Source organism: Chitinophaga caseinilytica, assembly GCF_038396765.1.
Classification (GTDB): domain Bacteria; phylum Bacteroidota; class Bacteroidia; order Chitinophagales; family Chitinophagaceae; genus Chitinophaga; species Chitinophaga caseinilytica.
Map to the genome: position 1 here is coordinate 5,241,602 of NZ_CP150096.1, position 20,340 is coordinate 5,261,941.

The window sequence follows — 20,340 nt, forward strand, 5'->3', positions numbered from 1 at the left end:
AAATCAAAAAAGATTTCGGCAAGGAAAAATTAGTCCCGTTATTGTACCTGCATACATCAAATTAATGGGGAAGGCCGGCTACAACATGCAAAACGACCGGCCTGCAGCAGCGGGGATTTCTACAACAGACAGGCATTTTGGCAACAAAGCAGCAAAAAGCGACAGAGATGATGATTGAAAAAACCGGTCGGCAAGGCCGGTTTTTCTATTTTATGGGACGGCAGACCCGTTTTGCCCGAAATCGGTGGTTTTCAATTCCTTTTTGACCACGGTATACTGTTCCGCAGCCTTTTGGAGCCTTTTGCGGATGAACCCCACGAGGTTCCTGGGCGCCAGTACCTGCATCATTTCCCCGAAACCCAGGATCTCGCGCTCCAGTTCGAAGTTCAGCGTAACGTCGATCCGGACCATGATGCTCCCGTCTGCCTCCTGGCGGAGGAGTTGCTGCGAATGATGGAGGGGCTTGGTCAGTACGTAGGGTGCCTGGTTGGGATGCACCCACAGGACGACCTTTTGCGGGCGGTCGCGCTCCGACCGCGTGACCCCGAGCGTTTCCGCGAAATACCGTTCGAAGTCGACGCCCGTGTAGGGAACATAGTCTTTGGGGGACATTTCCATGAACTCCACGATCCGGTCGAGCGCCAGGGTCACCAATGCGCTGCCTTTCCGCGGATGGGTGATGAGGAACCACCGGTTCCGGTATTCCTTCAGCAAATACGGATGGTACACGGCCGGGATGGGGGCTTTGGCCTTGAAAGACTGGTAGGTGATGAGCAACGGCACCTTTTTGCGGATGGCCTGGTACAGGGGCAGGATGTGTTCCAGGCCTTTTAATAATTTATTCCCTTCGAGCTGGATGTGGTTGTGCTCGCGGTTCACGGATTTATGGAGGCTGTTTTCCAGCCGGGCGATGATATCGTTCATATCATCGAAATAATCGAACCCGTTCATCTGGCGCAAAACGCTCACGATCTCCGACATTTTCTCCACATCGGCATCCGTCACTTTCGAATGGTTGATGCTGTAATCCCTGTCTGAATACATGTAGTACCGTTTGTTCAGTACTACGATGGGCGCATTGTAGCCGAGCTTGTTGCTGCGCATGAGCTGGATATCGGCCTGAACGGTGCGTTTGCTCACGCCGCCGGTGATGCCTTCGTATTCGTACAGGGCTTCCGACACTTTTTCGATCAGCATGTCCAGCGTCCATTTGCGGTTGCTGTTGCGGAGGCACTGGTCGATCGTCTTATAACGGATCAGGGCAACTTTATGTATCGCCATGGGAAAAGGGGATTTCCGGTAAATATATCCCACGCCGTTCAATTACGCAACAAAACTGCGCAATACAGTTGCGCAGTTCTTCCAACCCCTCATTTATCCTTCCAATTTGTTTTGACATACATAAATGATTATCAAATAATTACAAAATATTTTAAAATTTCTTTTCACTACGCAAGTCCCCTGCATCCTACTGCGCAAATATTTGCATTGTCAAACAACGATAGTTCTTTACGACGCAAAAAACGGAACAGTAGCTCAGCTGGTAGAGCAGGTTAGTTCAGCGATTGCCCAATATAGCGGCCAGGCTGAACTTACTTCACGCGCCTTTAACGCCCGGGTCGCGGGTTCGAACCCCGCCTGTTCCGCAAACGGTCAAGTCCGGCTTACTTCCAACACGGCTCATGCAGGTTCGAATCCTGCCTTTTGGAGCCGGGCCACCACCGGTCAGGTCAATGTCTGCTTACTGCCAACTTCCTTTTAGAACGCAGCAGACAGCTTACCTAAGTTCTTTATTTCGACGGAACAGTAGCGCAAAGTGGTTAGCGCACATCATGTATGAAATCCACCGGTTACCTGTGTGCAGGTCAAGCTGGATTTACTTCTCATTTTTGGATGATGGGGTTGCGGGTTCGAGTCCCGCCTGTTCCGCCAATGGTCAAGTCCGGCTTACTTCGCCTGTAAAAAAGGCTTTCCAAGCAGCCGGGCGATTACTTCACCGGAGGTCAACCGCCGCTTACTCCCATCACTCAAAATGACGAGCGGCGGGATCACCTCCTTCAACAAACCAACATGAACAAACAATTACAAACAGTCGCCATCCGCCACCAGGCGGTTTACATCCCGGAAACGAGCGCCTGTGTTTCCAAAACACTCCGGGAGCCCGCGGCCAGCCTGGCCGTGAACCTCGCGAAGCTGGGATTCAGGATGGACGAGCCCCTCCTCCACCAGGTGAACCAGCTGCCCGCACCGGCCGTACTCGCCGTGTACGATGCTTTCCGCGAAACCCTGCAGGTCAACCGGAACTGGACGCCCCTCGTGAAAGGATGGGACCAGCCTACCAACGAAAAGCGCTCCCATCACTGGATCACCGCCATCGCCAATATCTTCCGCGAAGATTTCGAAGGCACGACGCTCGCCTGCGGGCACCTCATCCCCGACCATACGTTCCCCCTCGAGCGTTACAACGGCTGTCCGTTCTGCGGAACGCCGTTCGAAACCGGTGGAAAGATTTTCACGGGACAAGGCTCAACATACAAACTGCTCACGCTGTGGACGGATGCTTCCATGCAAACCGCGCTCCACGACCTGCTGACCTCCAAAACCGCGCTGGACGCCACACAGGCAGATTCGCTGCGCATTTTGCTGGCACATTACCCGCTGCCCGACGTGGCCATCGGGATGAAAGAAACCCTCATGCTCGTGATCTCCGCGCTGGCAGCCGCCGGCAAGGGAAAGGAAGCGGGAAAGTTCCTGCAAGCGCCCGGAGACATCCTGCGATACCTCTGGTTCCGGCATACGGGGTTCCTGCAGATCGTGCAGCCGTCGGTTATCGTAAAGCGCACAGCGCGGAACCACCTGCACGTAGTGCCCGGTAACAGCAAGGCACAAAAAGCACAGGCTGCCTCCAAAGCCCGGCTGAAACTGAAGTACGGAAGAAAGGAAGCGCGCATGGTGGCGGGATGGATCAACGACATGCCCCTGTCTGCCGAAAAAGCGGCGGAACAGATGCACCCGAAAAGGGAAATCTGGGTACGCTACATCCGGGCGCTCCGCCTCGCTGAATTCAGCCACCGGCCGGGCATGGAAAAACTGGCACGGCTGCTGGACGTTTTTTATCACCGGAAATACGAAGTATGGGCCGGAAAACTGGAACAGGCGCGCATCCGCCACGACGCAGCCACTGCATTCGGTTTGCTGCAGGAACGCCCCGGGCAATTCGCGCGGGCGCTGTTCTCCAACATGCTGTGGTTCGGGAAAGAAGACACGCTGCAGGCATTCGGGCAAGTGAAGGGACAAGTGCCCGCACGGTTGCTGCTGACGCTGAACAGCTACGCAGAAAACTACTTCGTGCTGAAAATGCCGCGGGCGGTGAAGCCCCTGGGAGGTACTGCCAAACAAGTGAAACCCAACCAGCTGCTGGCCCTTTACCCCGACGAACAGCGGGAGGCCATGGCACAGGGGATCGAACAAGTGTTCCTGGAATCGATGTTCGACCGCTATGCCGCACAGCCCACCGCGAGCCGCACCCTGTTCATCGACCCGGTATTGCAGATGATGCCGATGCCCGTGGGAGAACGTTCGGAGAACGTGCAAGACCTCCCGTCTGCCCTTATGGGAACACGCTTTTCCGTTCCGGGCAACCAGGTGCGCCTCTTCATGCAATGGGGGAAAAACCTCCCGGCGCAGCACCTGGACATGGACCTGAGCGCAGCCATCGTTTACGAAAAGAAAACGGAGATCTGCAACTTCGGAAATCTGAGCATCACCGGCGCGCGACATAGCGGAGACATCCGCGCCATCCCGAACTGGAATGGTACCGCGGAGTACATCGATATCGACATCGACGTACTGCAAAAAGCCGGTGCTCGATATGCCGTGTTCACCTGCAACGCCTACAGCCATGGCGCCATCTCCCCCAACCTCGTGACCGGGTGGATGAACAGCGCACATCGAATGCAGGTGGATGCCGATACCGGAGTGGCTTACGACCCTTCCTGCGTGGAGCACCAGGTGCGGATCACGCAGTCGCTCACCAAAGGACTCATCTTCGGCGTGCTCGACATGGCCGCCGGCGAGATCATCTGGCTGGAACAGGCGTTCAACGGGCAAACGGTCCACAGCCTGAACCTGAAGACGCTGCAACTCCAACTGGCAAAGCTCCAGGCGCGGACCACTGTGGGCCGGCTGCTGGAACTGAAAGCACAGGCTCAGGGGCTGACGATCGTGCAGGAAGCGCAGGATGCCGACGAGGCTTACACAAAAGAATGGGCGCGCAACATCGCCGCCGTAACACAATTACTGACCGACTGACGACGCCCTTCGGGGCATCGCCGGCCTTACATCCATAACCCAATGAGACAACAAATAACGACATCGCTGCAATCCCTCGCGGCTGCCCACCAGGTGAAAATACTCTTCGCCTGCGAATCGGGCAGCCGGGCCTGGGGGTTCCCATCGCCGGACAGCGATTACGACGCAAGATTCATATACGTTCAAAAGCCGGAAGCCTACCTTTCGCTCAGCGACGCCAAAGAGCATTTGTCGCTGCCGCTGACCAGCGAGCTGGACGTATGCGGATGGGACCTCCGCAAGGCGCTGCGCCTGCTGTACAAATCGAACTGCACGCCTTTCGAGTGGCTGCAATCGCCGGTGGTGTACATGGAGCGGGAAGGTTTCCGCGAAAGCATGACAGACCTGCTCCCGCTGTATTTCAATGGCCGCAGGCAGATACATCACTATCTCGGCATCGCGCAGGGCGCGCTTGCCACGATGCAGGGAAAGCAGATAGGCGTCAAGAAACTGTTCTATGTATTGCGCCCGCTGCTCGCCGCCAACTGGATAGCGACAAAGGGCGCATATCCGCCCATGACCCTGCAGCCCTTGCTGGAACTCGCTCCTGCCAGCATACAGCGGATAGTGGATGATTTGATACGATGGAAAACGGAAGCCGTGGAAAGTGCGCCGGTGGAAGTTCCCGGAGAACTGATGCAATTTATGACCGAACGTATGCGATCGCTTGCGGAAGCGGCATCTTCCGAAAACAGGATGTCCATATCCACCGCGCCGCTGGACGCGTACTTCCAAAAAATGCTGTCATGTTAGACATAGCTTACCTGAAAGCGAATGGCCTCGTGCTTTTCGAAGCCCTGAGCGGCAGCCGGGCTTATGGGCTGGACACGCCGTCGTCCGACACCGATGTGAAAGGCGTGTTTTTCCTGCCGCGGCATATGTTCTTTTCGGGGGAATATGTGCCACAGGTGGCCAACGCTTCGAACGACGTCGTGTATTACGAACTGGGGCGGTTCGTGGAGCTGTTGTGCAAGAACAATCCCAACATGCTGGAATTGCTCTGCACGCCGGCACCTGCGGTAAATTTCCGGCACCCGTTGATGGACGCGTTCCCGGTGGAAATGTTCCTGTCGAAACTGGCGGAAGAAACCTTCGCCGGGTATGCCTGGTCGCAGATCGGAAAAGCGAAGGGACTGAACAAGAAGATCAACAACCCCGAGCCCGAAACGCGCAAAACCCCGATGGACTGCTGTTACGTGACGGCAGGAGGCAAAACGGTATCGCTGGCGGCCTGGTTGAGGGCCACGCGCAGGCGCCCGGAATATTGCGGCCTCACGGCGATGCCGCACACCAAAGGCCTGTACGCCCTGTATTACGATGAAGCTGCGGGATACCGGGGGATCGTTTCCGGTGCGGATAGCGATGATGTGCATTGCTCACCCGTGGCAAAGGGAACGGCGCCGGAAGCGTACCTTTTCTTCAACCAGGAAGCGTATTCCGCACATTGCCGGTCTTACGCCGCGTATTGGAAATGGGTGGGCGAGCGTAACGAAGCGCGGTTCACCGGCAACCAGGCGCACGGCAAAGGGTTCGATGCCAAGAACATGATGCACACCACCCGGCTGTTGCGCATGGCGCATGAACTGTTTACCGAAGGCGAACTGCGGGTATGGCGGCGCGACCGGGAAGAACTGCTCGCCATCAAGCGCGGGGAACGGGATTATGATGATTTGCTCCGGGACGCGGAAACGCTCATGGCAGCCATCGCGTCCGCCGCGCGGAAGAGCCCGCTACCCGATAAGCCCGATCCCGGCGCCGCGCGAAATGCCCTGGCGGCCGTGCGCGAAAAACTGTATTACCCTGCTGTTCTCTGATAAGGGCGGGCCTGGCCCGCCGATTGTTGCCCTATACCAAAACGGAATGCCCCGCCCCTGAAAAGGCGGGCTTCCGGATTTCGGGAGTTCCCCGGAGAAAATATCCTGCATCGGTCATGGATGGGCGCTTCAGGCTTCCCGCTTCCGTCTGTTTTGTTTATTCAATGAACGGATGCTATCTTTCCTATCCCTATGTCTACGAATAACAAAGAATTGAGCATTGCCGGCCTCCTGCTTCTCCTCGGAATTCTCGGCCTGTATTTTACCATTTCCGATCGCAGCGAAAGATTTTTCCTCGGCGGGGAAACGGAGAAAATTACGATCGAGTTGATCGACATATCGAATTATTATACCGGTAAAAGAGGGACATTGTCAGGTAAAACCCTCCTCAGTGCGCAATACCGGAACAAATTACGGGTGGCGCACGGTGCATGGGAAGCTTTGCAAGAATACCGCGATCTGGATTTCCTGAAGGCTGGCGATACCCTGGAGTTACAGGTCCCTGTTTCGCAATACCAGGAACTGAAACAATATTCCAATCCCGGAGCCGTAAGGGTTGTGGGTATCCGCTATAAAGGCGTGACTTATCTCACGCCCGAATCCGTCGAACAAGCCGAATCGGGCACATTCTGGCTATACATCTTAGGCTACTCAACCTGCGGGATCACCGGCCTGGTGTTGTGGATAGTGAACCGGCGGAAAAAACACGCTGCTACGCAGGGTGAACTTATCGTTGCTCCCCTCGATGCTGAAAATCTTCCGTAACTTCCGATCGATGACAAAATCGCCCGGCATGAAAACCCACATCCTCAACCAGCTCATCAACTTTTTCTGGATGGCACTGTGCTGTACTCCCCTGCTCTGGTACTGGCTCCTGGCCGGATGGGACGTTTGGGCCTGGATATTTATCACCGTTTCATGCGTGATGGGCCTGCTGCCCCGCCCATTGCTGCGATGGACGCAATTGGCCACCACGCGCCGGGGATTCGAGAAACTGGGCGTCAAAACCATCCGGAAACTCACGCAAAACGGCGACTGGGCCAATGCCGCCACCCGCAATACCGGCAACACCGTCGTCAACCTCACCGGTGCGGAAAAATACCGCGCCACCATCAACATGTACGAACGTTTCCACCTCATCTGCGGCTTCTTTTTCCTCTTTTCCGGTCTGCACGCTTTTACGTTTGGCCATTGGATGCTGGGAGTGCTTATCCTTGCCGCTAATCTTGTTTTTAATGTAGCGGCCATTATCCTGCAACAGTATAACAGGATGCGGATCGATCGGTTAACCCGTGAAGTGCTGTAGTGTCACGGTCAGGCCTATGTCCTAAACAAGAAAACCTGCGCGGGCGCAGGTTTTCAGCAGCATATCAAATTCATTTATTTCGACACCGAGATTTTCCCGAAACCCTTTTCCGTATTCTTCTCCACTTTCACATTGGCGCAATCTTCCAGCCGGATGTTGGCCCTGGCTTCGCCGGAAGGCCGGAAATCCGTGCGGATGATGCGGTTATGGGTGAAGGAAAGCCCATCGGTACTGCGCGCGAACAGCACCGGATAATCGTATTGTAAAAAGGTATTGTCGTAAATCCGGATGTTCCGGTGTACGAAGTTCCCCGGCGCCGCCTTCTTCACTTCGGGCTCGATGGCGATGGTATAATTGTGGCCACCGCTGTTGTAGGCGCATTCCTGGAAGGTATTGCCGCGGATAGTCACGTCCGTGACGGGGCCGGATTCGAACCAGCCGGAAGCATCGTCTGCGATGAGGATCGCATGCATGCCGGTGCGGAAAAAGACGTTGTTTTCGATGAGGACTTTCCGGCGGGTGGTGACGAGCAATCCCCGCGTGTTCGTTCCCTCGAAACGGCAGTTCCGTACGGTGAGCGCAGGCGTCCAGGTCACGTTTTCCAACGCGTCGCCTTTCCTGACGCCGGTCACGTCTTTCGTGAATTCCACTTCCATTTCCCTTTCAGAAACCAGTTTGGCGGACTTTACTATCGGATACGCATATATTTTCAGGGAAGCGGCGTCGAGCAGCGCGGTGCTGTCTCCGGCGAAGAATGCCTCCATGCCGTAGGTCTGCGCGTGGCCGAAACGGATCTTTAGTTTACGGGGGCTTATTACTTCCTGTACGATGAGATGCGTGCCATGCACATTCACCGGATCGTCGTGCGCGCCGTTGAAGCGGCAATTTTCGATCGTGATCTGGCCGCGGCAGCCGGAAAAATGCATGCAGTCCGCAAACGCGGCGATGCGCCGGCCATTGTCGCGCGGGATAACGAAAACGCTGTCGTACGACAGGTTCTCCGAAAACTGCGCCACGATGCCGAGGCCGTGCATGTAATGCATCCGCACATCGTGCAGACGCACGTTTTCCGACCGGTTGATGAAAGCGCCCACGTGGTCGCGGATCGGGTCGCGGACGGACAGCACATCTCCCGGAACGAATTTCCTGTTCCTGAAATTGCCACTGAAACGCACGCTGAGCGGCCCTGTACGCAGGGCTTTGCTCCGGTCGAACGGCGCCCAGTTGTCGTACCAGTTCGTACTATCGGCCGTATGCACCCTGATGGCGTGGAAATGTTTCATCCCCCAGCCTTCTCCATACCATTGGAATTTACCGTCGCGGATGTCGAAACGGGAATCGGGATGGATGGCGGTTTCCACGGTCGAATCGCTGGCGGAAACGATGGTGAGTTCCGACATGCTGGGCCTTTCGAAATCCATCCGGATGCCCCTGATCGTGAAGTTGCGGCAATGGTCGGCCACCCAGGTGATCATTTTTCCGTGGAACACCAGCAGCGCACCGTTCCCTACGAGCGTGAAATTGTCCATGTTCTCGAACAGCAGTCCGGTTTTCTTCATTTTGGACGGGCATTCTGTTTCGGAAGAGGTATTGGAGATGAAATATTCCCTTTCGGCGGCGTGTTCGGGCCAGATGTCGTACCGCCCCGGTTCCAGCACCAGCACGGCCGCTTTTTTCTCCTTGCATGCCGCAATGGCCCGCTGGATAGCCGGCAGGGCGTCTTCATACGTGCCGGGCCGCGCCCCGAAATCCGCTGCGCGAATGGTGTCGCCCGGAGCGGCGGCTGTTGCAGAGATCGTGCCGGCCAGAATGGCGGCCATTGCACAGGTAGTTTTGAGTAGCATTATCCCAACTTTATCGTTATCCAAATTCGCGTGGAAAGGCGCCGTTCCGGGAGGAAGCGGCGCACCGGCCCTATAGATGTCCAATGTACACTTAATGTGCCGGTCTTCCAATCCCGGGAGAATATTCCGCCAGCAAATCGGAAAAAAGTATTATGAAACCGTTTGCAATCCAGGGGAAGAAAAAACCTGCAATCCATGCAGGTTTTCAAAAGGAAGGTACAATTTGTTCAGCTACAGCCGGGCTTATGATCTGATCCAGTTCAAAAGGTCTTTATTGATCGTTTCCGCTTCCGTGGTGGGCATGCCGTGCGGGAAACCGTCGTACGAGATGAGCGTTCCGTTTTTGGCCAGTTTCGCGGACTTGGGAGCGGAGTTTTCGTAAGGCACGATCTGGTCGTCTTTCCCGTGCATGACCAGCACCGGTACGTCTACCCCTTTCAGGTCTTCGGTGAAATCCGTTTCGGAGAAAGCCTTCACGCAATCCACATGCGCCTTGATGGAGCCCATCATCCCCTGGCGCCACCAGTTGTCCTGGATGCCCTGGGAGATTTTCGCGCCGGGGCGGTTGTAGCCGTAGAACGGGAAGGTGATGTCCTGGTAATATTGTGCCCGGTGCTTGGCCGTGTTGGTGCGGATCTCGTCGAACACCGCGATATCCACGCCGCCCGGGTTGGTGGCTGATTTCACCATGATGGGCGGAACGGCGCTGATGAGCACCACGCGCGCTACGCGGCCTTTCCCGAATTTATGGGCATAATGGATCGCTTCCCCGCCGCCGGTGGAATGGCCGACGTGGATGGCGTCTTTGAGGTCGAGGGCTTTTGCCAGTTCCGATACGTCTTCGGCGTAGGTGTCCATGTCATGGCCGTGCGCTACCTGGGAAGACCGGCCGTGCCCGCGCCTGTCGTGCGCGATCACGCGGTAGCCCTGCTCGAGGAAGAAGAACATTTGTGCGTCCCAGTCATCGGCAGACAGCGGCCATCCGTGATGGAACACGATCGGCTGGCCCTTCCCCCAATCCTTGTAATACATTTCGGTTCCGTCTCTTAATGTGATCTTACTCATTTGGGTGCGTTTTTTTAGCGTTAAAGAAATAATGCTTTGTTCCACCAATCTACGTATCAATTCCATGCGAGCGCGCCGCCGGCCGCATTCCGACATCAGTTTGCAGGTTCCGGGCAACGGCGCGCGACCGTTCAGCTGTAAATCCCCTAACAACCAACGCCTGCACGTTGTTCGTCGCCCCTGCCCCAAACCTGAAAATTAACCCGCACGTAACGGAAACGGGCCCCGTTGCAACGGGGCCCGTTTTGTCTGCGACTGTAAACTGCTTTGCGCAGGCGGGTAAGATTACAAGCTACCGTACCAGCCCTGGAGCGTCAGGTAGTTATAGATTTGTCTCGCTTTGAAACGCATGGGCGTACCATTCACGGTGCCGGTCCATTCTTCGATCGTTTCGAGGCCGTCGAAGGAATGACTGGTGCTGGTGGCGGTCATCAGGTAACCGTCAACCGTAATATAGTCGGGCGAAAGCGGGTTGCCGTACACGACCATCGTGGCGGAACCGCCGGTGTTCAGGGCAACGGTATAGCTGGCCGGGGCGGGCGAATGCGGGTAATCGTCCCAGGTTTTGAAGCCGTACACCTGGCTGAAGACTTTCGCTACGGCAGCGTTAGCCTGGGAGATGTTGAATGCGGGCGCAAATGCGATGAAACAAAACAGGGTGCAAAGAAGGATTTTTTTCATGGGTTTTAATTTTCTGGAAGTGAATAATGAGGAATTAAAGCCCACGCAAAGCAGCGTTCAAGCCGTAGTCCGACAGGGTGATGGCGGGAAAAGAGAGCTACCGGTGCAGGCACCGGTAGCTGTTGGATTTCGGTCCCTTTCCATTACCAACCGAATATCTGTTTCAGCGCAGGGTTCAATACAGTCTGCGTCTGGGGAATAGGTCGATAGTAATATTTCGGTTCCACGAAGGTCCGCGGCTGGTCGCGGTCTACGGTGAACATGATGCGGCCTTTGGTGCCTCCGGAGAGATAGAAGTTGTTATCCTTCCCGGCGGCATCTTTGAGGTGGAATTTCGTGAGGTTTTTCTTCACGTCTTCCGGCAGCCCGGCGATGGGGGATTCATCGTTCGGACTGGCCAGGATGGCGATATCCGGATTACCGTCCCCCGTCACGTCCATGGCACCGAGCGCGGGCACGTACATGCCGCCCTGCGCGTCTTGCAGGCGGGCGCCGGCTTTCCAGCGCATGAGGTCGGAGAAGCGCAGGCCTTCGCAGGCGAGCTCTACCCTTCTTTCGCGGCGCAGTTCCAGCAGCAGGGTGCTCGCAACGCCGGGATACTGGGCGGCCAGTACGGGGTCTGCCGCGGGTGTCAACGTCATGGCCGGCATTTGCACACGGGCGCGAAGGAGGTTTACCGTATTGTTGAGGTCGGTTGCCGTAATGGTCCCCAGTTCGGCTTTTGCTTCGGCGAGGTTCAGCAGCACTTCGGCGTAACGGTAGATGGGGAGCGCCGTGTAGTTAGCGTCCCAACCCTGGCGCTGAGACGGCAGGCGGGGGTAGAATTTCACCTGATCGTACCCGCCGATGGTGGGCTTGATCACGTAAGGCTTGTTATCCAGGTTCGGCGAAAAACCGGGCGAGGCAATGGTCTCGTTCATGCGGGGGTCGCGGTTGGCGAGCACTTCCAGCAAGGTTTTTGTGGCGTAGCCGGGCTGCGCGGTGAAAGGCGTCCCATCTTTCATGAGGTAGGTTTCGGCCAGGCTGTTGCTCAGCGCCCACTGGTACCCCAAAACGGTATGCGTGTTGTTCGATGCGCCCAGCGCCTGCTGGTAGTCGGCCCACATGATAATTTCCTTCACACCGTTGAGGGTGGCGCTGCAAAACAGGGCGCGGTAGTCTTCCCCACCCTTCCCGGTATTGTTGATAGTAAACCGGTTGCTGCCCATGATCTGCTCGGAAGCCCACACGGAACGTTCCAGGAATTTTTTCCCTTCGTTGGTGAGGTTTACTTCCGGATGATACTTCCGGAATGTGCCTTCGTACAGGCCGAAGCGGCTCAGCAGGGCCAGGGCGGCCCATTTGGTGACACGGGTGCGGTTGCCTTCGTCGGGTTTGATGTTTTCGACGGCGTAGTTCAGGTCTGCCAGGATGGAATCCGCGATGAGCGCGCGGCTGTCGCGACCTTTGTAGAGATCTGGATCGTCCGTTGCGAGGGGCTTTCCGTACCAGGGCACGTCGGAATAATCCCGCAATTTAGAGAAGTAGAACATCGCCCGGAAGTACTTCGCGATGCCGATAAAATGACGGATCGCCGCGGCGTCGCCCTGGGCTTTGCCGGCGTTCACCAGCATGAAGTTGATGCGGCGCAGGTCTCCCCAGTTATTCCATCCCCCTACCGTTACCGGCGTCACCGTTCCGCGCACGAGCCCGTCTACGTAGCCTGCTGCCTGGTAGTTGCTCGTGTTGTCGGATTCGATATCCTGGTATGGAACGGGTTGCATCCCATAAAAGCCATTGCTGTAGGTCTCAAGGTCCTGCGGGTTATTGAAGAACACTTCTTTCGTCACTTCTGTTTTCGGGAACCGGTCGAGGAAGTTCTTTTTGCACGAAACGGCCGCCACCGTCACCATTCCGAAACATATATAAAAATTGATCTTTTTCATGTGTTGTTAGCTTATCCGTTAAAAATTCAGGTTCAGGCCGCCGGAGTAGGTTTGCTGGAAGGGATACACGGAACCGTCCAATCCTTCCGGATCGATCTTCGCTTTCAGGTGGGAGCGGGTCCAGATATTTTCCGCGCTGAAATAAATGCGCAGTCTTTCGATGCGGGCTTTTCGGGTCAGCGAGCCGGGCAGCGTATAGCCGACGGTCACGTTTTTCAGGCGCAGGTAGGCTGCGTTCTGGAGGTACCCGGTTTGCGCGGCGCCCAGTTCGGAACCGTCTTCCGCGATATAGGATTTGAGGCGGGGGAAGTAACCGTTGGGATTTTCGGGTGTCCAGGCGTCGAGGTTGTGTACCTGTACGTTGGCCCAGGGTTGTGCGTATACGCCCCAGAAGTAGTGGTTGCTGGGGTTGGGATACCAGTCGCGCTTGCCCACGCCCTGGAAGAACACCCGGAGGTCAAACCCTTTCCAGTCGGCGCTCAGGTCCAGGCTGTAAGGCAACCGGATGCTGCTGTTGCCGATCACCCGGCGGTCTCCCGGATCGTCCACGGTATTTTTGCCATAATCGATCTTCTTGTCGCCGTTCAGGTCGGCGAATTTCAGGTCGCCCACATAGAATTTGTACTTCTGATCGTCGGAGCCCACTTCCGTCTGGTCGGGCCAGTTTTTCAGCTCCTCTTCCGACTGGAAGAACCCTGCCGAGGTAAAGCCCCAGATCTCACCCCATTCCTCGCCCACGTAGCGGTCGCCGATCAGGCGGGTAGGATTGTCGTATTTGGTGATGTAAGATCGGCTGTCTGCCAGGATGAACCTTGCTGAATAGTTCAGCGGCGATCCGCCCACCTGCACGTTATCGCTCCATTTCAGGCTCAGCTCCCATCCTTTCGTTTTCAGCGAAGCGCCGTTCTCACGGGGCTCGCCGGTACCGAACACGGCGGGCAGCGTTTTGCTTTTCACGAGCATGTCTTTGGTTTCGCGGGTATAAATATCGGCGTCGATGCCCAGGCGGTTGTTGAGCCACGACATATTCACGCCGAAGTTGCGCGTCTGTATCTTTTCCCAGGTGAGGGAAGCGGAAACGGCCCCGGGCTGGTTCACCATCATCGGCCGCGCCCCGTCGAGGATCTGGCCGATCTGGCCCGAGCCCATGGTGGGGATGTAAGCGTAAGCCTGGGAAATGGCCTGGTTACCGAGCGAACCGTACGATCCGCGCAGCTTCAGGAAATCGAGATGGATGGCTTGCGCCACCGGCTTGAAGAAGTTCTCGCCCGTTACCACCCAACCGGCCGATACCGAGGGGAAGAAGCCCCAGCGGTCTTTGGTCGGGAAGCGCGACGTACCGTCGTACCGGCCGTTCAACTCCAGGATGTACCTGTCGTCGTAGATATAATTCAACCGGTAAAACAGTCCCTGCACCGCCCAATCGGCGATCGTCTGCCGCTGGGTGATGGTGCCCGTGGCCAGCTGCGGCGTGGGCAGCGATGTGCTGATGAGGCCCTGGCGCGTAGTGCGGGCGGATTCGTCGTAACGGTATTCCTGGTTAAAACCTGCCAACGCCTGCACGTAGTGCTTCTTGGCGAAAGTTTTGTGGAAATCGGTATACACGTTGAACACGTTGTATCGCGCGGCGTCGCCGCCGGTGGTGGCGTAGGAAGGATTGGCGCCCGTATATTTCACACTTTGGCCGGGCCCGTCGTAGTACGGCACCTGGATGTCAAAGGAATTGATAGTATTGTTGGTGCGGCGGATGGTAGCGTCGCCTTTCAGATCCCACACGTCTTTGATGATGTTCAGCTCACCGTTCAGCGTGGCGGTGTATTCGTTGATGTAATTCTTGGTGCGGCCGCCGGTCTGCAACCTGCCGAAGATGTAGCCGCCGTCTTTGGTCCAGCTCCCGTCGGGGTTGCGGAGAACGGACAGCGACGGGATGCGGTTCAGTTCATGGAAGAAGTTGCCGTCGAGGAATACCGGCGCATCGTAGTCGCGGTTGGTGAACGTGGTGTTGGCGCCGAGTTTGATGCGGTCAGACAGTTGATAGTTCACTTTTGCTCGGAGGTTGTACCGGTTCATGATATCGTTGCCGTATTTCAGCTGGCCTTCGTAACGGAAGTATTCACCGGAGAGGTAATACGCCACTTTCTCGCTCTTTTGCGAAACGCTGAAGTTGGTGGTAGACGTGGGCGCGGAGTTTTTATAAGCCTCGTGGAGCCAGTCTGTGGTACCGTAATAGGCGTATCTGGTAGCGTCGGTAGGGTCTACGATCACGGCGGGGAGCGAAGGGTCGGCGGAGCGTTTCTTCGCGTATTCGCGCACGGCGTCCGGGTACAGGTTGTAGAGCGGCGTGGCGGCGCGGTGTTTATAGTCCATCGTCAGGTATGGATCGGTAACGAGCTTCGGAACGGCGCCCAGGTTGCGGAGCGCGTAGTTCGTGTTCACGGAGATGGAAATCCTGTCGGAAGTACCGGATTTGGTAGTGATGAGGATCACGCCGAAAGCGGCGCGGGCACCGTAGATAGCTGCGGCAGACGCGTCTTTCAGCACGGTCACGTTCTCGATATCGGCCGGGTTGAGGCGGTTCAGCTCGTCGGGCGTGGCCGGAACGTTGTCTACAAGGATAAATGGCCCCCCTTCCGTCAGCGAGGTAAGACCGCGCACGTTAAATCCGGGATTGGAAGTAACGCGGCCGTTGCTGAGGGTGATATTGAGGTTGGGCAGCAGGCCCTGCAGACCGGTGGCGATATTGTTGATGGGCCGGTTCTGGAGCTCCTTGCCGGAAACCATGTCTACCGCGCCGCTGAGGTTCACTTTCTTCTGCGCGCCATATCCCACCACTACTATTTCCGTCAGCCCGCTGGAGCCGGCTTTGAGGACAATGTTGAGGTCGCCGGTGCCGGCTACTATTTCCTGCGCTTCATGCCCGATGTAGGAAAATACGAGCGTGGAGCCTTCCGGCGCTTCGAGGGAAAAATGCCCCGTGGCATCGGTCTGCGTGCCTTTGGAGGAGCCTTTTACCATCACGGTCACGCCGATGAGCGGCGTCCCGTCTTCCGACTGCACGATACCGCGGATCGGCTTGGCCACAACGGTTTCCCCACTGGGCGTAATGACGATCAGCTTTCCGGAAAGCAGTCTGAAGGTGAGATCGGTGCCGGCGAGGGTTTCCCGCAGGATGTCGATCACGTGCGCGTCTTTTACGCGGATGTTCACTGTTTTGTCAGGGATGGTTACGTTGCGGTAGAGGAAAGTGTAGTCACTTTTCTTGCTTACCAGCGTCAACAGCTTCTTGATATTGATGTTGGCGTAATCCAGGCTGAGCTTTTCCTGCGAATATCCATTTGCGCTAACCTGCAGGAATGCAGCCAGCAGCAGTACGGAAGTCAATTTCATACGCAGTAATATTTTTTTTAATCGCTCTTCAGGTACAGGTAAAATGCATGTACGGATTTTTTTCATATTTTTGGATTGTCGGTTGAATAAGATAGCCGTCCCCTGTGTTCTCAAGACAAGGCGGCAGTTTTCGGCCGGTATATAAAAGGAGGTGTTGCCGCACTTCCTTTTTTTGTGGCCATGGTCAGCGGAGTAGTGTTGCTATATCATAGGCGCAGCTTTTTGATACGTGAATGGTTTACCAGATTTCAATTTGATGATCGCCCAGTGATTTGTATTGGAACTGCATCGTCAATTGCAGTGCCTGAAGTACCTCGGGCAGCGGTTTGTTGTTAAAGGCGCCGGAGAAGACCTCGCCTTTCAGCTTATCATTGTTCAATGTTATACTTACGTTATACCAGCGTTCCAGCTCGTTGGCCAGCTGTTCGAACGTGACGTTCTCGAATTCCAGGCGCCCCTGCATCCAGGCGGGCTCGGGGCTGGAAAGGGTCACGGCGGTGTTGTTGCCGGTGGTTTGTACCCGGGTGTCCGGGGCCTGCGGTTTCAAGGTTGCCGCCGGCGCGTCTCCCGTAGCCGGCAGATCGATCACCAGCTTCTCGAGGGGCCGCAGTCGCACCTGGGCTTCCTCCCCTTTCGTTTTATAAGCGATCTCCACCTTCCCGGTAATGAGGAATGTCTCGACACGGTTATCTTTCGGATAAGCTTTCAGGTTGAAAGTGGTGCCCAGCACGCGTACGTCCACCTTCCCCGTCCGGATAACGAACGGATGCTCCGCACTGGCCTTCACGTCGAAAAACCCTTCGCCCGTGAGCGTCACGATCCTGTCTCCCTTCGCCAGTGCGGCGGAATCATATGTCAGCTTGCTGCCGGCGTTGAGTACCACGCGCGACCCGTCGGGCAGCAGCACTTCTTTCTTCGTTACGCCAAAAGCCGTTTCCGCGACGGATTCCCGGGCCGATGCGCCCGTCATCCAATACAGCACCCCGCCTGCGCCGGCCAGCAGGGCCACGCCGGCCGCGGCCAGCCACCGCCTGGGCATCATTTTCCGGCGGATGGCCGGGGCGGGCGCCAGCAGCTCGTCGAGCTTGCCCAGCCCGCGCTGTTTGCGGCGCAGTTCATCTTCCGTGGCGGCATCGCCGGGTTTGGGAAGCGGGGTCAGTTCTTCCACCATGTTCAAGGTATAGTGAAGCCCGGGCTCGGCAACCAGCAACCGCTCCAGCTCTTTAAGCTCTTCCGCCGTTGCCTCGTTCGCCACTTTCCTGGACATCAATAAAAATAAGCGCTCTTGTGTTTCATGCATCTGAATAGGACCTTTTACAACAGAAGGACGATGTCCGCTTCCAAAAACCCCCAAAAGAAAATCCCCTTTTTTTCAATCGCCTGAAACTCCGTCCTGTCAATCGTTTGCAAAACACAACTACAGACTTAGTTTGATAAAAAAACGATGCATCGGAATAAAAGGGAGTTTGTTTTTTCCCGCGAATATTTCATACTTTACCGGAAATCGAATCGCTATATTATTTTTTTCATCTGGGTCTTTTGTTAACTTTAGCATAATCTACGTATGATAAATTGCAGCCGGTATGACTGACACTGCAGCCTTATTCAGGAAAATGACGGCGGAGAACGACCAACTTGCTTTCCGGCAGTTTTACGACCATTTCTTCGTGACGCTGTTCCGTTTCACCTGCTCTTTGCTGAAAGAAAGGGAAGTGGCGGAAGAGATCACGCACGACGTGTTCGTACAATGCTGGCAGAAGCGGCATGAGCTGGGGGATGTGCGCAATCCGCAGGTGTACCTGTTCGTGGCCGCCCGCAACAAGGTGGTAGACCATGCCCGCCGGCAATCGCAGCTCCGCAGCCTTCCCCTCCAGGAAAGCGACGAGGAGCAACTGCAATTCTCGCCCGATCCGGAACAGTTGCTGATCACTTCAGAAATGATGGGAAAGATGGAGGAAGCCATCCGCGAACTGCCGCCCAAATGCCGCGAGATATTCATTCTCGTGAAGCAATACGGCCTTCGCTACAAGGAAGTGGCCGCCATCCTGGAACTGTCTACCAAAACGGTGGAAAACCAACTGGCCATCGCACTCAAAAAACTCACCACCGCCGTCACCTTCCGGCTGGAAATGAAAGTGATGAAGAAAATCTGATCCCTCTACGATATGAAAAAAGCCCACCGCATGGTGGGCTTTTCCTTTTATGATCATGTTGTTTATTGCGCTACGTCGCGCACTTCCACTTTGGCGATGCGGTGCTGGTCCATCTGCTTCACTTCGAACCGCAGCCCGCGCCATTGGATGCTGTCGCCGGCAGCGGGGATCCTCCCCATCCGGTCGAGGATGAAACCGCCGAGGGTGGCGAAGTTCACGAGGTTCAGCTTCTTCTGGTCGGCCGGGATGTGCATCCGTTCGAGGAATTCCACGAATGGGATTTGCGCGTCGGCGAGGATGGAGCCATCGTCCTGCCGTTTCATTTCATACTCGAATTCGTTCGTCTCTGAAATATCGCCCACCAGCGCGTCCACAATATCGTTGATCGTGATCATGCCCTTCACGGCGCCGAATTCGTCGACCACCATGGCCTGGTACACTTTTTCCTTGCGGAATAGGTCGAGGATCTGATAGGTGCGGTTATGTGTGGTGATGAGGAGGAGTTTCTTTTTGTAGGATTCCAGTCGTAGGAGAGAATCGGCAAGACTGTCGCTCAGCAGGTCTTTCGAATACACGAACCCGTACACGGCGTCGAGGTCGCCATTGGTGAGGGGGTAAAGGGTATGTTTGTTGGACAGGATTTTTTTCCGGTTGACGTCGGCCGCATCGTTGACATTGAGCCATACGAGCTCGTTGCGGGGCGTCATGAGCGTAGAAGCCTGCCGGTCGCCGAGGCTGAACACGTTCTGGATGAGGGCTTTTTCCGTTTCTTCGATCACGCCGCCCTGGTGGCTTTCGGCGATGATAACTTTCAGCTCTTCTTCCGAGTGGATGTCGCCATGTTCGTGGATGGGCCTGATGCCGATGAGCTTGAGGATGGCGTTGGCCAGGCCGTTGAGCATCCAGATGAACGGGCGGAACACGGCGTAGAAGATTTTGAGCGGCACTGCCACGGCAAACGTGGTGGGAACGGGTTTGCGGATGGCGAGGGATTTGGGCGCCAGCTCGCCGAACACGATGTGCAGCACGGTGATGCAGAGGAACGCGATGGGCAGCGCGATGCTGTGCGCCGTGGCCGGCTCGATGTGCAGGCCCAGGCTATTGAAAGCCGAAAGGATGAGCGTCGTCATGACATCTTCGCCTACCCAGCCGAGCCCGAGCGAAGCGAGGGTGATGCCGAGTTGCGTGGCGGCGAGGTAACCGTCGAGGTTATTGACGATGCTTTTTGCGACGCCGGACACGGCGGCGCTGCGGCCGGAACTAACTTCTATCTGTGAAGAACGGACTTTTACGATGGCGAATTCCGCCGCTACGAAGAAACCGTTAAGTAATACGAGGAATAAAGTAAGCAGGATGTCAAAAGCCATTACTTGTTAAACATGGTGAAGATATAAAGATAGGGTAATGTGGGGCGCCGTGCAAGGGATAATAATTATTTTGATTTCATATGTGTAATCAGCCGTGCACTAACCCGAAATACCGCGATAGGTTCCGCTAAAAATGCTACATCAAATGTTTTTCACCCGTTTCAGGCATTGCCGTTCATACCACTTGCGATTATTATCATCGCCGAAGTTGCAGTTATTGTAAAACAAGACGGCTTCCCTCCTAAACGCAAACATATGTCTGTAACGTACAAACAATTCAGGTTACGGCAAATCTGTGGACGAATCGTTACCCGCCTGAGGGATTGATTTGCCCCGGGCCGGGCTCCGCAAATACGGGAATATGTCTGCCAATATGTATACTTCGTAATTCCGGCTGAAATAGCGTCCTGTACGAGACATTCCCGCAAAAATGATCCGCACCGGCAAT

At 55.8% G+C, this 20,340-nt stretch carries 14 protein-coding genes and 2 tRNA genes; 8 read left to right on the plus strand and 8 right to left on the minus strand.

Translation table 11 applies throughout. The annotated features are described in order from the left end of the window. Nucleotides 1–210 precede the first annotated feature (210 nt). Nucleotides 211–1,281 (minus strand): WYL domain-containing protein, encoded by a 1,071-nt coding sequence (locus WJU22_RS21545; RefSeq protein ID WP_341840240.1) that lies wholly within the window; start codon nt 1,279–1,281, stop codon nt 211–213. 244 nt (nt 1,282–1,525) lie between these two features. Between WJU22_RS21545 and WJU22_RS21550 the strand changes: the two genes are divergently transcribed. From WJU22_RS21550 to WJU22_RS21580, 7 genes are all read left to right on the plus strand, one after another. Beyond that, a tRNA-OTHER gene (locus WJU22_RS21550) sits at nt 1,526–1,646 on the plus strand. A 154-nt stretch (nt 1,647–1,800) separates the two neighbouring features. Beyond that, nucleotides 1,801–1,932, plus strand: a tRNA-OTHER gene (locus tag WJU22_RS21555). A 138-nt stretch (nt 1,933–2,070) separates the two neighbouring features. Further along, nucleotides 2,071–4,311 carry a hypothetical protein gene (locus WJU22_RS21560; protein WP_341840241.1) on the plus strand — a complete coding sequence of 747 codons (2,241 nt, stop codon included), beginning with the start codon at nt 2,071–2,073 and terminating at the stop codon, nt 4,309–4,311. A gap of 42 nt (nt 4,312–4,353) precedes the next feature. Further along, nucleotides 4,354–5,103, plus strand: a complete 750-nt coding sequence (locus WJU22_RS21565; RefSeq protein ID WP_341840242.1) for a nucleotidyltransferase domain-containing protein — start codon at nt 4,354–4,356, stop codon at nt 5,101–5,103. Continuing rightward, a complete protein-coding gene (locus WJU22_RS21570) occupies nt 5,097–6,164 on the plus strand; it encodes a DNA polymerase beta superfamily protein (RefSeq protein WP_341840243.1) in 1,068 nt (355 codons plus the stop codon). The genes WJU22_RS21565 and WJU22_RS21570 overlap by 7 nt, the downstream gene beginning before the upstream one ends. 192 nt (nt 6,165–6,356) lie before the next feature. Continuing rightward, on the plus strand, nt 6,357–6,929 hold the full coding sequence (locus WJU22_RS21575) for a hypothetical protein (RefSeq protein ID WP_341840244.1): 573 nt from the start codon (nt 6,357–6,359) through the stop codon (nt 6,927–6,929). Between the two features lie 28 nt (nt 6,930–6,957). Then, on the plus strand, nt 6,958–7,470 hold the full coding sequence (locus WJU22_RS21580) for a hypothetical protein (protein WP_341840245.1): 513 nt from the start codon (nt 6,958–6,960) through the stop codon (nt 7,468–7,470). A 74-nt stretch (nt 7,471–7,544) separates the two neighbouring features. On the opposite strand, the gene WJU22_RS21585 is transcribed toward WJU22_RS21580, so the two are convergent. The 6 genes from WJU22_RS21585 to WJU22_RS21610 all read right to left on the minus strand — a co-directional run bounded on the left by WJU22_RS21585 (nt 7,545) and on the right by WJU22_RS21610 (nt 17,639). Beyond that, on the minus strand, nt 7,545–9,290 hold the full coding sequence (locus WJU22_RS21585; RefSeq protein WP_341840246.1) for a right-handed parallel beta-helix repeat-containing protein: 1,746 nt from the start codon (nt 9,288–9,290) through the stop codon (nt 7,545–7,547). A gap of 267 nt (nt 9,291–9,557) precedes the next feature. Next, nucleotides 9,558–10,379: an alpha/beta hydrolase gene (locus tag WJU22_RS21590; RefSeq protein ID WP_341840247.1), complete on the minus strand. Its 822-nt coding sequence runs from the start codon at nt 10,377–10,379 to the stop codon at nt 9,558–9,560. Between the two features lie 285 nt (nt 10,380–10,664). Next, complete coding sequence (locus WJU22_RS21595) at nt 10,665–11,060, minus strand: hypothetical protein (RefSeq protein WP_341840248.1); 396 nt, start codon at nt 11,058–11,060, stop codon at nt 10,665–10,667. A 143-nt stretch (nt 11,061–11,203) separates the two neighbouring features. Beyond that, on the minus strand, nt 11,204–12,985 hold the full coding sequence (locus tag WJU22_RS21600; RefSeq protein ID WP_341840249.1) for a RagB/SusD family nutrient uptake outer membrane protein: 1,782 nt from the start codon (nt 12,983–12,985) through the stop codon (nt 11,204–11,206). 18 nt (nt 12,986–13,003) lie between these two features. Continuing rightward, nucleotides 13,004–16,372, minus strand: a complete 3,369-nt coding sequence (locus tag WJU22_RS21605) for a SusC/RagA family TonB-linked outer membrane protein (protein WP_341840250.1) — start codon at nt 16,370–16,372, stop codon at nt 13,004–13,006. Nucleotides 16,373–16,610: 238 nt separating this feature from the next. Beyond that, complete coding sequence (locus WJU22_RS21610) at nt 16,611–17,639, minus strand: FecR family protein (protein WP_341840251.1); 1,029 nt, start codon at nt 17,637–17,639, stop codon at nt 16,611–16,613. Nucleotides 17,640–17,955: 316 nt separating this feature from the next. Between WJU22_RS21610 and WJU22_RS21615 the strand changes: the two genes are divergently transcribed. Next, nucleotides 17,956–18,525: an RNA polymerase sigma-70 factor gene (locus tag WJU22_RS21615; RefSeq protein ID WP_341840252.1), complete on the plus strand. Its 570-nt coding sequence runs from the start codon at nt 17,956–17,958 to the stop codon at nt 18,523–18,525. A gap of 62 nt (nt 18,526–18,587) precedes the next feature. Here the strand turns inward: WJU22_RS21615 and WJU22_RS21620 are convergent, their stop codons facing one another. Continuing rightward, on the minus strand, nt 18,588–19,892 hold the full coding sequence (locus WJU22_RS21620; RefSeq protein WP_341840253.1) for a hemolysin family protein: 1,305 nt from the start codon (nt 19,890–19,892) through the stop codon (nt 18,588–18,590). Between the last annotated feature and the right edge of the window lie 448 nt (nt 19,893–20,340).